This is a genomic window from Nesiotobacter zosterae (genome assembly GCF_033843645.1).
In the GTDB taxonomy this organism is placed as follows: domain Bacteria; phylum Pseudomonadota; class Alphaproteobacteria; order Rhizobiales; family Stappiaceae; genus Pseudovibrio; species Pseudovibrio zosterae.
The window spans coordinates 69,524-82,787 of the sequence record NZ_JAWXVZ010000007.1; the positions used below are offsets into that span (position 1 = coordinate 69,524).

A 13,264-nucleotide genomic window follows, 5' to 3' on the forward strand; every position below is an offset into this window, starting at 1 on the left:
GGAGAGGATGAGCTCAGGACCCGCCTCCATGGACGTCAAACAGGTGCTGCGTGCCCATGGCCGGTCGTTTGCGCTGGCTGAGCGGTTTCTGGGTGCTCGCCATGGGCAACGGGCTGCACAGCTTTATGCACTCTGTCGCTGGCTTGACGATATTGCGGATCGGGGCGGCGATGCCAATGAGGCGCGCCGTGAGCTGGCCTTGGTGCGCGACGCTGTGCGCGGTGACGCGCGCGCTAGTGCGCCGCGGCAGCTGGAGTTGTTTTTTGACTTGAAGGATCAGTTTGGCCTCAAGCCTCAAAGCCTCTTGCACCTGATCGACGGCTTGGAAAGCGACTTGACCCTGACGCAGTTGGCAGACGAGCCTTCGCTCATTCGCTATGCTTATCGGGTGGCTGGAACGGTGGGGGTGATGATGTGTGCCCTGCTGGATGTGACGGATCGCCGGGCGTACCCCCATGCCATTGATCTGGGCATTGCCATGCAGTTGACCAACATTGCCCGCGACATCAGGGAGGATGCGGAGCGCGGACGGATCTACTTGCCAAAGACATGGACAGGAGAACTGCGCGCGGCCCGATTGGAGGATCCACCAGAGTTGTTGAAGCAAGTGCTTAAACCCCACGTGCAGCATCTCTTGGGCTTGGCTGATACCTACTATGCAAGCGGGTACTCTGGCCTTGCTTTTTTGCCTCGGCGGGCGCGATTTGCAATGCTTGTTGCGGGCCGCGTTTATCAGGAGATTGGCCGTGTGATTGAAAAACGCGCCTATGATGTGTGGGAGGGGCGGGCGGTTGTTGGCCGCGCGGCAAAAGGCCGGTTGGTGACAACTTCTGCCATTGGTTTTCTGTGGGACGCCACTCTGCATCGCCCGCCACGCTATCATGTCTCGCGTCTGCATGATGCGCTGGACAGGCTTGAACTGGAAGAGCTTGAACGCACGGCGGGCCGGGAGGCGACAGATGCAACTCCCTGACATCGCCGATGTGGTGATCTTGGGAGGCGGGTGCGCCGGGCTTGCACTTGCGCGGTGCTTGGCGGAAGGGAATGCGCCGCTGGACGTGCATGCGTTTGAGGCGCGCGACCATTATGAGGATGACCGCACCTGGTGCTTCTTCGAGGATGGAGAACACGCGTTTTCTGCTCTGGTGAGCAAAAGGTGGCGCACTTGGCGGTTTTCCGATGCCGGGTGCAGCCTGTCCCACCATGGGCAGAGGTTCACATATGCATGTTTGCGCAGCATCGACTATTACCGCCATTGCACAGCCCTCATCCAGGCAGCACCGCGTGTTCATCTTCATGGCGGCGCGAAGGTGTTGGGCTGCATTGAGGGCAGTGAAGATGTCCTGGTTGAAGGCGAAGGGTGGCAGCTGCGCGCCCGATATGTGATTGACACGCGACCTTCTGCTCTAAATGGGCGTCTTCCTGAGAGCGTTCTTTGGCAACAGTTTCGCGGCGTTGAGATCGAGCTTGACGCAAGCGCGGGGCGGGACCCAGATGCCGTGGAGCTGATGGCCCGCATGCGCGCAGATGCTGGCGGTTTTCGTTTCCTTTACGTGCTGCCACTGTCGCGCACTCGGCTTCTCGTTGAAACAACGCGGTTTGCCGCTCAACCCGTTTCGGCAGACTCGCTTCAGGCCGATCTCAAAGAAGATCTGGACGCCTATCTCGGCAGCACTAGGTTTGAGGTGGTAAGAACCGAGCAAGGGGCCATACCAATGGGGCTCAAATTCAAACCCAGGCAAACAGCGCGCATGACCTACGCCGGGCAAGTTGCCGGAGCCGTGCGCCCATCCACCGGCTATGGGTTTCGCCGCATTCAGAGCTGGGCCCATGCGTGTGCCACCGCGCTTTTGGAGGGCGGGATGCCGCTTGCGCCGGCGCAGGATCTGTTGCATCGGTGTGCCATGGATGCAATCTTCCTTGAGGCCGTGGCCAACGCGCCGCACCGGGCACCGAACTACTTCATGCGGATTGCCAAACAGCTGACCGCAGACCAATTTGCAGCCTTCATGAGTGATCAGGAAACCTTGCCGGGTGTTCTTCGGCTGATTTCAGCCTTGCCGCCAGTACCGTTCCTGCGCAGTGCAGGGCGGCAGTGCGCTGCGCAGTTGCGTTTGAGCGACGGGGTTCGGTCATGAACACAGCGCGGCCCATTGAAACGATGGTTCTGAGTGTGCTTGCCGTTCTTGCTGCAGTCTCCTATTACGCCGGGTTGCGTCTGCCGCTTTCGGTGGAAGTTGGCCTGCTGGCAACCGCTGTGGCGTTTCTGGGCGTTCCGCACGGGGCTGCTGACGCGCGGCTGGCGCTGTATCGAGGACTTTGGCACTCGCCAAGAGGGCTCGTGATTTTCCATGGGGTTTACGTTGCGCTGGCGGCGTTGGCGTTGCTCCTCTGGTGGGTCTTTCCAATCGTGGGGCTGTCATCGTTTCTGCTATACTCTGCCTGGCATTTTGCGGGCGACTGGCGCGAGGCCTTGGCTCCGCTGCCGCGCTTCGTGGTGGGATTGGCGATGCTGAGTGCGCCGTGTTTGCTGTTTCAAGAACAGGTCGCCTTCGTCTACCAAAGCCTCGCCGGGCAAGACGCCGCGTTCCTGAGCACAGTGCAAGGCGCGATCGCGCCTGCCTTGCTGGCTGGGGGTGTGGGAGTTGCAGGGCTCTGCGCGCTCAAAAGCAAAAGAGCGGCTGGGGAGATCCTTCTTGTCCTGGCCCTTGCATGCCTGTTGCCGCCTCTTGTGTTCTTTGCGTTGTACTTCTGCTTCTTTCATAGCATCCGCCACTTTCGCGGTGCTTTGGAGCAGGCAGATCAACGCCAAGATGGCCAGTTCCTGCCTTGGACTGTCGGCTACAGCTTCGCCACACTGGTTGCCGCGACAATTGCGGTGGCGCTTGTGACTGATCCCGGTCACATGAACACCAGCGTGCTGCAGGCGGTTTTCATTGGCTTGGCCTGCCTTACCGTGCCTCACATGGTGCTCATGGATACACGGGCGTGATCGCGATCTCTTCCGGTGTCGCCCTCTTCGCGTTGTGCCAGTAATTCATTCTCTCAATAGTTGTATTTGGCCAGCTTAACGCAAGGTTTGATTGCAATAAGCAGTCCGCCTTCCACACCGAAGGCGTGTCCGCGAGGTCAAATGGGGCAGATGAGAGCTGAGCTGTGGCGCTTTTCAGCTTTTCTGGTCTTGCCCGCTCCTTTCTCGCGCGCAGAGTTAAACGATCTCTAGCTGTGGTAAGCCATATGAAAATCAGCAGTTTGTTCCGTGTCGCGGCGCTTCTATTCGTCGTCGGTCTGGCTGGGTGTCAGACAACCAAGCCAATTGCCATGAGCGTAACGGCCACTCCTACCGTGCCGGGCACGCAGAACGGTGATGTGCTGGCAAAGCAGCGCGCGGCTGGTCAGGATATTCCGGAGCTGCGCGGGCAGGAAATTGTGACGGTTCGCACCTATGAGTATCATCGGGAGTCGAAAAATCAGGTTGCTTCCAAAAAAGAGATCGAAGGGATCTCCTGTGAGATCACTAGCGATGGCTACAAGGCGTCTTTGAAGACCCCAGCGGAGGTCCGCGTTCCCGACTATGGTTACGCCTCACGGCCAATCACGGCCAGCTGCAAGGCGCCTGACTACCGCGACGGGCACGCCAGCGTGACAGCGTTCAGCAAGACCTCTCAGGACCGGTTGTCCTCAGCCTCCGGCGGCGGGCTCTTGGGTGTGGTGGCCGTGGCCTTGATTGATGCTGCAACAGACCACAAGAAGCACGACTATGCTTATCCTACCCTGTCTGTGACCATGAACCGGATTGGCTGCGAGAAGTCCGTGGTGGGTTGCCGCTAGATCTTGTTGCGTGTCAACATGAACCCCTGCAAGGCGCTGTCATTGAGTTGGCAGTGCCTTTTTGCGTTCTGGTGCCGAAGAGTGCTTGAATAGGACACGAGCACAGAGGGTTGAGCGCGTCACGCCCTGACCCCTCAAAAGAACCAGTCACCGCTGAGCTTGGGCACCCAATCCATATCAACACTTGCTTTGGATACTTGACGCCAACGCCTGTCAGTAGAGCCTATGCCTGCGCGTCCAGATGTCCCTGGATAAGCCTCCACCCCATAATTCATATTGCTAGGCGTTCGCTTCATTCAGCTAAAGCACTCTAGCAAATTGGCTTTGCCTCTTTCTTGAGCTTTCCCAAGGCTTGCGACTGCATCGGGCGTCCTCTCAGATGTTAATGGTTACTCATGGGTACCTAATTGACAATGGTAACCTGATTTCTGAATATGCAGGCCGAACTGAATGAACTCGGGGAGGCGTTGTGGCTCTTGACTTTCCGGGGACTGAAAGAGGGTGCCGCGCGCTTCTGGAGGCGGTGGCGGGTCTTTTTCATTCCAGCGGCTAGAGCCGCGCCTCGGGTTCTCGGTTTGCGAGCACAACACCGCACCTAATCACAGTATCAGAAGCGTAAGAGGGATCTCGTCATGATCAAAAATTTTCTGGCAGCTCTGGCCATTGTATTTTCATCTACCGTAGCTTTGGCCGCTGACGGCCATGTCTTCAAGTTTGACGATGTTGCTTGGCAGCCTGCCGGGCTCGACGGCGTTGAGATGGCCGTTTTGTGGGGCGAAGAGGAAGACAGCAGCGCAATGTATGCGTTTCGCATTCAGCCGGGCGTTACGATTCCAGCCCACACCCACTCCAGCGACTACTGGGGCATCGCCGTGCAAGGAAACTGGGTGCATATTGATGCAGATGGACATGAAGTGATCACCGGCCAGGACAGCTATGCCTTGATCCGTGCAGATGATGTGCACGCGGACCGCTGCAACGGGCCTGAGGTGTGCATCAACCTGCTTGATTTTGTAGGCGCGCGTGACCTGACCTTTAAGGAGTAGGTTTCTCAGCGCCAGCTCACGCCAACCTCTGCGCAAGCGCCGCCGAGCCGTTCTTGGTGGCGCTTGCTTCGGTTTCAGATCGGCCTCAGCGATGGTGCGAGTGATAAAAGAGAGCCGTCATCTGGCTTGAAGAGCTGGCATCGGATCTCGGCAAAGAGCAAAAACTCAGGCTAAGCGTTGGGCAAGCCGTTATGTTGAGGCGAACGGACACCGCTTTACCTCGATTGAAAGAGTTTGCATCGACGCGGTGAGAAACTGCTCATGCTGCAGTGAGGAAAATGGTAGCGACGAGTGAAGCATTTGAAGAAGGTATCAAACGTCGGGCAGCCAAGCGCAAATCAGCGCCTGTCATAGTGATCATGCAGGGCAAGACCACCGTGGCCGAGGCTAGCCGGTCTTATGATGCGACACCCAGCGAGATCGAGAGTTGGGTGGACGATGTTCAAAAGGGCATTGAGAATGCAATCCCTTGGTGTTCGTTAGCACTACGAGAAGAAGCTGAGCGATCTTCAGGAGGCCCATGGGTGGGCTATGCTGTAGTTGGCGCGCGAAAAAAGTTGCAGGCCTCGCTGCACGCGGAGGATGACAAATGATCCGTAGTGTCCAGCATGGCGTTCTGGGAGAAGGTGTTGTGATCCCTCAAACGATGTTGTGCATCTGGTCCCACGTTTCGCGCCGCACCGTCTAATACAAACCAATCAAGCACGCACCTAAGGTCAACTCGGCTTTCAGTCAGCCCATTAAGGCCTTGATCAAACAACAGCCTTCCTTCGGCTATTGCACGGTGGCCCATCTTCTGGGCATTAACAAAACTCCGTACGCTGATATCCCAGCTGCTGGGTTGGCATCTATCGCGGCCCGGTAAGGCGATAATCGCTGCCTCCGCTCTGGTGCCTGCACTAATCGCCGGGTTCGGCACTCATGGCCGCGTGGAAAGCCCGTTCCGCCTTAGGAGCGACCACAGGCTGGTCTTTCAATCTCAACAGTACACCGCGCTGGTTCGAAGCTAAGGATTGCAACAGGAGTTCATCACACCGCAATGCCCGCAGCAGAATTGTATGATGGAGCGCTTGATCCGGTCTTTGAAGGAGCAATGTGTTCATCGCCAGCGCTTCTAAAGCCTAGCCCATGCCAGCTGTTCAATTGCCGACTGGATCCAATTCTGCGATCATAGAAGGCCACATCAGGCTCTTTCCATAAACACTCCTGCCTAGGCATTCAATCTAGCGGCTTAACCTGAGCAGGAATGGCTAGGTCAATACAGATCTACCAAGGCAAGAACCAGTGAAATCAAGAACTTCACTGTTATCGAGAGCCCCTATAAAGCTATACCGACCACGCAAAACCACTTGGACACTGTCAGCCGCACCTTAGGTAATCATCCCGAGAAGCCATACTGGATGACCTCCTCAACCGCTACGAAACTGAAGGGTTCTTTCTGTTTCCACTATCCTGCGCCAAAACATGAAGAAACAAGAATACAAAAAAAGTCCAGTGGATTTAGCTCACCGAGTGGTTAAAATAGTTAGCCTCCAAGTATATGATCACGCTTCAATTCGCAAGAATAACGAACTTATTTCACCGCCTCTACGTAAAGCGTCATCTCTGGATCGGTACGATCAAAGTGATACCTATCGCGCATCACTGCACACGAGCTTTGCAAATAGTTGGAGCGCCTTACTTTACTGAAACCGGCAAGAGTGAGTAAACCTAACAATTTCTCATAATTAAACCAGTTTACATGCGCTCCCAGCGACCTATTCACATCCCTATCGGATAGCCGGCTCGCTTCTGTGAACGCCGTGTACATACAATCAAATTTCTTGAAGAACTCGATTGCTTCCGATCTATTAAGATGCACTGGGTTCCGATCGTTCATTACAAGACTAACCCAGTCCAATACAAACTCTTCATAGACCCCTGATGACGCGTATTGCTCCAATTTACTAAAATCTATTTCGCGCCGACCAGTGCGCACGGACAAATAGTGATTAAAAAATGCCCAGTCCTTTTCGACATAAGATTTTGCTAGTAAGTCGGCGTCCGGGCATGCGACTCTGAATACGCCACCAGATTTTAGTATCCGGAAAACATCTTTGAACAAAAAGGCAACATCGTCATCAAATGCATGTTCCACGACATGGCTACAGTATACCGCATTCACTGAGCCGGGCTTGATGGCCAACTCTTTATGATCATATATATCCCAAGTATAATCAAATTTCGGTTGTTCTGTTTCTCGTCTGCTTTCAGTCCAGGTTTTGTCGTCATAATATTTGTCTGCTGTTGACCAGTATTTATGAGAAAAAGAACCTGGACCTATATTTAAGAACTTCTTTTCAACTAGAGCTGACGCCTCGTAGGACGATTTGTACAAACCGTCAAAAAACGCATCAGACCTCTTTTTCAGGAGGACATCTTTATAGTCTTTCTCAACAACCTTTCTTAAGGAAGCCTGGTCGCCTACAATCTTTTTAAATCTCGCGTTGAGCATTTCCAAGTATCCCATGCTAGCTCTCCATTCGTTGATCAAATAAAACCCGCAACTTTACCTAGTTTTACCAGCTTGGGGTGTTTTGCATTTTCAAAGAGCTCACTCGGATTTGATCGATACAAAAACGCCTGATGCTGTTCTAAGCGTGGAACAACAAATGGCTCCGCAAGTTTAAGGACCGCCTTGGCCCACACGCTTGGTGCCTCAGATTGCTCTGGAGAACGCGCATGTTTATTTTCCAATTTTTTTGCTCCCGGCTTCCAATAGGACTTTGCCACATTTACCCCAATGCGATCCCGCGCATTGATTACATAAAGCCTCCCTGCACCAGAGAACGCATCTTCTAATTGGTGCCCTTTTACGAGCTCTGCGTCAGTTGCTGTTGGATTGGCCATATACCGGCCCATGATAGCACACATCAATTCTGGTTCGAACTCGATGTCGAGATCCAGTTCCTCAAGGGTATTCACCATGTCCTTAACAAACGACAACGCGCCCTTGTGCACATCTTTCACGAACCGATCGCGCTCACAATCACAATCACCAAGTATTGGCTCAATTATTCCTTCTCTGTTTTTCGCAATGCTCACCACTGTGCCACCGATGTCGCATAGGAAGTGCTCCAGAAGCAATCTATTGGATAGTATCCCATCTTTCTCCGGTCGCATGTCACCGTATCTATAGTAAGCTTGGATGGGGTACCCTCGCTTGACCCAACGGCTTGCCCTTTCAAGAGTAGCAAAGTAATAACCACCGACTTTTTTTCCGGTAAGCTGGGCTAGACTACCCTGCATATTTGCGTTCCAACCCACATCAACAACATATGGCCTGTCGGAACTGCCAAAGCCAACCTGGTTTAAATAAGCTAAATAAGTCTCTCTTTCACCAAGAGCATTTTTCAATATCTCGTCCGAACAATACGACAAAAAGCGAAATAATACTGACTTGTCGTAACCGCTTACCAAATCACTCAATTTTCGGATGCCAGCATCCTTTGACTTTGCCATAATATCAGAGGATGGAGAGACCCCAAATCTCTGCTCCAGCAGAGACTGGAAAGAAGCGCTGGCATCAATTGTACTCATGGCTAAATTGTAAATATCCGAGATATTCCGAAGCGTCGCTACTCTTATGACCCGCCTCGAGCCATACAGGTATTTTGCTCGAAGCTTCTCCTCGTTGCCTCTTTGCATAATCTGGAACGCATCAAATAAAATACGCCCTTCCCTCGAAAGAAAATGGAGTTCAGTAACTCTATCGTTTTCTGCTTTCCGGCGAAGCCAATCGGCCATGCCAAAAACAATTGGCCCAACCGAGCAATATCCCAACATGCTTGGATCATTGTTAAATAGCGACGTGCACCTTCCACTGTTGCGCTTAGCAAAACGGGTCCGAGCAATATTCGCGGCGACTAAGCTTCGTTGTAGCGGCTCTATGGGGTTTCGTTTGCCAAAAACACTTTTATAGTTCGAATTCTCCCAGAAATGGGTTTCCGCACGTGGTACGTGAAACACGTTAAACCCAAGGGATTCGGCGGGTTTGACATCAGTTTTCAGGTTGTCGCCAATGTGAACTATTTTTTTCGGCTTTATTCGTGTCTGCTTCGATAGATAATCGAACAGTCTCCCCGTTTTCTTAGTCGCTCCCACCTCTGAGGAAAGAAACAATTCTTCGTAGGCAGCATAGCCATTTTTATTCAGTATTCTCTCTATTGTGCTGCGATCTAGATACATATCACTAGCTAGAACAACCTGAAAACCTTTTGACTGCACAAGATTCCAAAGTCGCTTACCTAAGGCCCTTTGCTTTGAAACCCTCACCTCAACGTCTTTTTCTAGTGCCTTTAGCTCATCAGCGTACAACTCGATCGCTTTATCTAACTTTTGAAACTCCAAATAAATTTCATCCAGAGTAATTTCTTCTTTGCTGGCGTTTTCGCGAGCATTCAGCTCGGCCTGAAGTCTCTTCTGAGCGAAATCAAACACCTGAAAACCGGCTTTTGAGGCTTCCAGCTCGAGATATCCATATAAATCAGCAGGCGCCTCAAAAGGGCGCTCAACTAGAGTGTCAAATATATCAAAACAAACCAACGAAATATCGGATTTCAAGAGTTCTGCCAGCTGATCTTCCCGTTCGCAAGCAGACTTAATTCCGGCTGCTTTGAAGTCCGACTTGACTATGTCTCTACGGGTGCCCAAGAAAAGCTTCTCCTCATAGCTCGGATCAATCGACGTAAAATCTGGCAAATTGTCTGGAGTAAGATTTTTTTGTCTTCCTTTTAGTTCTTCAATCAAGTTAACAAGGAAGTCACCGTCTTCGACCACTTTTGATGCTAACGGTTGATGGCGATTAAGAATAAACTCGAGCATTTTTTCTTTTTCTTCTGATGTTTTTATTCCTGCCCAATCGCTAAATTGGGTTCGCCCATATGGAATGACTTCAGTATCCCAAATTAATGTCTGAATTGCCAAGCCCGAAGTTGCTACTGCAAGCCTATCCACTTCGGGCAGTAAAAACTGGGACACAGATGGCAACTCTCGAGAGCCACTATCAAACAGAATTTGCGGATTGGATTTCTGGAAAAAAGCAAGGTGAGGCTCACTCAGGCATATCTCGCTATAAAGTTTCGATACATATTCAGTGACATAAATTGCACCATCCAACTGGTTCGATACAGTGTGAAGGTAATCAAGCTGCGATTGGAAATCTGTTTCCGCCCTAAAGGCATAGTGACTCGAGACTTGTAGAGGAAGCAGAGTAAGATGGTCCGAGGAAGCCCTTTCCAACAAAGTATCGCGCTTTTGATACTTAAATTCCGAGAATAAACTTTTAAAGTGTGGACCTATTGATTTTGCAAGTTTGTACGTACCCCAGCTGTCTTTAAATATTTTAGTCGAATAGCGACCAATAATCCCGTTTGAATACAAACCTATTGGATCGAAGGTAACGGTATGGGGGAACGGCGGACGCGCAAACCCCCCCGGCATTTGATGAATAATCAGTGCGCCGGGATACAAAGATTGGAGAAATGGCACCGGTGTTTCCCAGCTCAACACGACATCGAATTTCTCCGAAAGAATATTATCAAGCCACGCCGAAATTTTAGCCTGCATAGCCCCGAAAGGTTCTAGGTGGAGTTCTTTTGATGGATCCTTCCATCCACCAACCAAGGAGATTGCCTCCTGAGAACTAATTTCAATCACCTTAATTTTTGGATTACAGTTACCTCGCAGCGGGAGCAGCGAGGATGGCAAAATTACAGATACGTCGATCCCTTTAGAGCAAAGGGTATTCGCTTGCTTCAAAAGATGTTTGTTGAAGGCATTTCTGAAAAAAAACAAATCATTGTTTTGTCCCACCCATGGCGTAACCCATATTAAAACCTTCATAAGCGCTCCAAAAGAATCATTCGACTGGCATTGGGCTGTGCAATCTTTTTTCAGACCCTTTACAGGGCAGGTACATTTGATTGACCAGCTTCACCTTTTGGGGGCGGAGCCTACCTGATTTTTATGCGGAGTACATAGGGGCAGGCTCTTTCCCCCAAGTAATTAACCGCATTTATTTAAATTATGAATTTTTGACGACATGCTACGAAACTCGAAAACTATCTCCCGATAGTAGTCTTTCTCGATGGTAACTATAGGTAATTACTTCAAAGTATCTTGCAAACCCCGGGGGCAGGTGTAGGATGCGAGAGAGTCAATGTATTAACCAAACAGCGTGATGTATTCTTCTTCTAGTTTGTGCCATTTATTCAACGAATTCTATGACTGTTCTTCATTCTGCTTAGCTCTGATTTTGCTAAATAGTGCAACATAGATATGGGGCGTCTGCGCTTCAACCGGTGCAGCGATGGGAGCCTCGTATAAACTTGGAGGGATTCATATGGGGTGACAGCGGCATAGCCGGATACGCGCACACTACCCCGAAGTGCGGCTCTTATTTGAAACCAATAGTTTGTAAAATGGGAGGATCTCCTCATAGGAGCAATATGCAGCCACCTTGCTCAAGCTGAACGCGTGAAGATTTAACGTTGGCGACGGGCCCAGACACCCGTGGAGCGTATGGTCGCAACTCTTGGGCGCTATCGTTCCACACTATTTTGTGAGCTCACAAGGAGCCACTTTGGAGACGCCGAGCTGTCAGATGTGGTTGGTTTTTTTGGCGCTGCTGCCCAGCAATCCGCGTTAAGGCGACACGGCAGACAACGGTAGTTGATCAGCCATAAGGCTCTGTGTCTTTCTGTGGTTGTGTGTATCTGGATAGCTGAGCGCCGGAACAAATCGTCTGTCTCATCGGCCATGAAACAGTGTCTCCAAGAGAGTGCCCGCAACCAAGTGTAGATAGATCAATTCCAAGGAAGGGGTGCGACAGGAACTTTCGTGGTATCTCCCAAGCATCGTGAGGCCCAGGCCGAGATGGGCTCGAATACGGCGCATCTCCAAATTCCACTGTGATGTTAGCTTTCTGTTTCGACCTAACAGTGAAGAGTTCGGCCGCAAGGAAGCCGATTTAGCGCGTTTCAAACAACACTTTGGTCCGGGCAATGTCACCTCTTCGGTGAAACTTGTCGGCCGTTTCAAGGTTCTCAAAAAAATAGCCGCAGGAAAACAAGCCGCTGATGGATAAGATCATCGCAGCACTTGCAGCCCTGCCTCTTGGAGCACGCCAATCCATCACCTTTGATCGTGGAACAGAGTTCATGTCTTGGCCTCACTTACAGGTCGAGATCGGGAAGCGAAACTGGTTTTGCGATCCTGCCGCGCCTTGGTAAAAGGAACGGTCGAAAATACAATGTGCCGTGCCAGACGATGGCTGCCACGCATACTGGATATGCGGCAGGTCTCTGATCCAAACTTGAAAGGATCAGTGACCGCCTCACCAACACGCCCCTCAAGTGTCTTGGCTGGAAGACACGATAATCAACCCCAAAATTCACCGGGTTTAAAGTTGGCTTCTCCGGCCTGTGATGTGCTTCGAGAAGCAAATGAAGAAGTCTCGATTTACGGGAAGCCAGATCCTGGAAATTTTGAAGCAATGATGAGGACTAGAAAATCATCCAGTGCATCATTTTCCTGAAAAATGAAAGAATTGTTTGAGTGGCCGATCTCTGCCGGGAACATGGGATCAGCAGCGCGACTTATTACAACTTGTGTTCTGAGTATGACGGTATGGACACGCCGCTATGTCAGAAATGGAGGTCATGGTTCAGCAGGATCGCCGTCTGAAGAAAAGGTATGCCGAGATGGCGATGCAGAACGAGTTGCTTAAGCACGCTGCGGGCAAAGGACTTGAGGTCGTCTTAGCGCCGGGAGATGGTCATGAATGCAATCAATCTGCGTGGTGCAGGCATTGCGCTTGCCTGCCGAACGTTCCAGACCGGCGAGAGTTGCTATCGTTTTGTGCGCAAACTGTTCGACGAAAATGCGGAGATCGCGGACCGGTTGGTTCGGCTGGCAACAACGAATCTAACTAGTAGCTTCGGCTTGTATTTCCTTTACTTGTCCAATGTCAAAGGCTTTACCCGGATTACTAAGAGCTTCGTCCAAGAAGGTGCGACAGTCTCGGAACTCTCTGCACGCTCGGACCTTTCACCGGCCGCCTATGCCGACTTTGCTGGGCACTGGGCGAAAATGGGCGCAACCATCATCGGCGGCAGCTGCGAGGTTGGCCCCGCTCATATTGCAGAACTCGTGCGGCGTTTGACCTGAACGCCGGAGACGCTGCAGCAGGGGCATTCGGGTAAAGCGCTGTACGGATAGGACTTTAAAACACAGCCTGCAAAGCCCAAAGCCATGCAGAGGTCCCGCCTCATACGCAAAATCCGCGCGCGGGCGGCACGTAACCCGTACCACGCTGGGTGAGGCGGAGATTCTCATCCGCGATGAGG

At 51.6% G+C, this 13,264-nt stretch carries 10 protein-coding genes; 8 read left to right on the forward strand and 2 right to left on the reverse strand.

Features of this window, described 5'->3' with window-relative positions:
- Positions 1 to 7 precede the first annotated feature (7 nt).
- The 6 genes from Q3Y58_RS11835 (at position 8) to Q3Y58_RS11860 (ending at position 5,470) form a co-directional block, all read left to right on the forward strand.
- Positions 8 to 973, forward strand: a complete 966-nt coding sequence (locus Q3Y58_RS11835; protein WP_319622371.1) for a phytoene/squalene synthase family protein — start codon at positions 8 to 10, stop codon at positions 971 to 973.
- Positions 960 to 2,138 carry a lycopene cyclase family protein gene (locus tag Q3Y58_RS11840; RefSeq protein WP_319622372.1) on the forward strand — a complete coding sequence of 393 codons (1,179 nt, stop codon included), beginning with the start codon at positions 960 to 962 and terminating at the stop codon, positions 2,136 to 2,138. The genes Q3Y58_RS11835 and Q3Y58_RS11840 overlap by 14 nt, the downstream gene beginning before the upstream one ends.
- Positions 2,135 to 2,992, forward strand: a complete 858-nt coding sequence (locus Q3Y58_RS11845) for a Brp/Blh family beta-carotene 15,15'-dioxygenase (RefSeq protein WP_319622373.1) — start codon at positions 2,135 to 2,137, stop codon at positions 2,990 to 2,992. Before Q3Y58_RS11840 ends, Q3Y58_RS11845 begins: the two co-directional genes overlap by 4 nt.
- Before the next feature lie 245 nt (positions 2,993 to 3,237).
- Positions 3,238 to 3,831 (forward strand): hypothetical protein, encoded by a 594-nt coding sequence (locus Q3Y58_RS11850; RefSeq protein ID WP_319622374.1) that lies wholly within the window; start codon positions 3,238 to 3,240, stop codon positions 3,829 to 3,831.
- Between the two features lie 632 nt (positions 3,832 to 4,463).
- Positions 4,464 to 4,877, forward strand: a complete 414-nt coding sequence (locus tag Q3Y58_RS11855; RefSeq protein ID WP_274219655.1) for a cupin domain-containing protein — start codon at positions 4,464 to 4,466, stop codon at positions 4,875 to 4,877.
- A gap of 278 nt (positions 4,878 to 5,155) precedes the next feature.
- Positions 5,156 to 5,470 (forward strand): transposase, encoded by a 315-nt coding sequence (locus Q3Y58_RS11860; RefSeq protein WP_319622375.1) that lies wholly within the window; start codon positions 5,156 to 5,158, stop codon positions 5,468 to 5,470.
- Between the two features lie 980 nt (positions 5,471 to 6,450).
- Here the strand turns inward: Q3Y58_RS11860 and Q3Y58_RS11865 are convergent.
- Entirely contained in the window at positions 6,451 to 7,386 is a 936-nt protein-coding gene (locus Q3Y58_RS11865) for a class I SAM-dependent methyltransferase (protein WP_319622376.1), read from the reverse strand.
- A gap of 20 nt (positions 7,387 to 7,406) precedes the next feature.
- Complete coding sequence (locus Q3Y58_RS11870; protein ID WP_319622377.1) at positions 7,407 to 10,760, reverse strand: HAD-IA family hydrolase; 3,354 nt, start codon at positions 10,758 to 10,760, stop codon at positions 7,407 to 7,409.
- A 1,235-nt stretch (positions 10,761 to 11,995) separates the two neighbouring features.
- Here Q3Y58_RS11870 and Q3Y58_RS11875 point away from each other — a divergent pair.
- A complete protein-coding gene (locus Q3Y58_RS11875) occupies positions 11,996 to 12,148 on the forward strand; it encodes a hypothetical protein (RefSeq protein ID WP_319622378.1) in 153 nt (50 codons plus the stop codon).
- A 547-nt stretch (positions 12,149 to 12,695) separates the two neighbouring features.
- A complete protein-coding gene (locus Q3Y58_RS11880; protein WP_319622379.1) occupies positions 12,696 to 13,085 on the forward strand; it encodes a homocysteine S-methyltransferase family protein in 390 nt (129 codons plus the stop codon).
- Positions 13,086 to 13,264: the final 179 nt, after the last annotated feature.

Bases quoted from the DNA above. Each gene is read 5' to 3' on its own strand.
- Q3Y58_RS11835 (WP_319622371.1), top strand. From the start codon at position 8: ATGAGCTCAGGACCCGCCTCCATGGACGTCAAACAGGTGCTGCGTGCC.
- Q3Y58_RS11855 (WP_274219655.1), top strand. From the start codon at position 4,464: ATGATCAAAAATTTTCTGGCAGCTCTGGCCATTGTATTTTCATCTACC.
- Q3Y58_RS11865 (WP_319622376.1), bottom strand. From the start codon at position 7,386: ATGGGATACTTGGAAATGCTCAACGCGAGATTTAAAAAGATTGTAGGC.
- Q3Y58_RS11870 (WP_319622377.1), bottom strand. From the start codon at position 10,760: ATGAAGGTTTTAATATGGGTTACGCCATGGGTGGGACAAAACAATGAT.
- Q3Y58_RS11860 (WP_319622375.1), top strand. From the start codon at position 5,156: ATGGTAGCGACGAGTGAAGCATTTGAAGAAGGTATCAAACGTCGGGCA.
- Q3Y58_RS11880 (WP_319622379.1), top strand. From the start codon at position 12,696: ATGAATGCAATCAATCTGCGTGGTGCAGGCATTGCGCTTGCCTGCCGA.
- Q3Y58_RS11850 (WP_319622374.1), top strand. From the start codon at position 3,238: ATGAAAATCAGCAGTTTGTTCCGTGTCGCGGCGCTTCTATTCGTCGTC.
- Q3Y58_RS11840 (WP_319622372.1), top strand. From the start codon at position 960: ATGCAACTCCCTGACATCGCCGATGTGGTGATCTTGGGAGGCGGGTGC.
- Q3Y58_RS11875 (WP_319622378.1), top strand. From the start codon at position 11,996: ATGGATAAGATCATCGCAGCACTTGCAGCCCTGCCTCTTGGAGCACGC.
- Q3Y58_RS11845 (WP_319622373.1), top strand. From the start codon at position 2,135: ATGAACACAGCGCGGCCCATTGAAACGATGGTTCTGAGTGTGCTTGCC.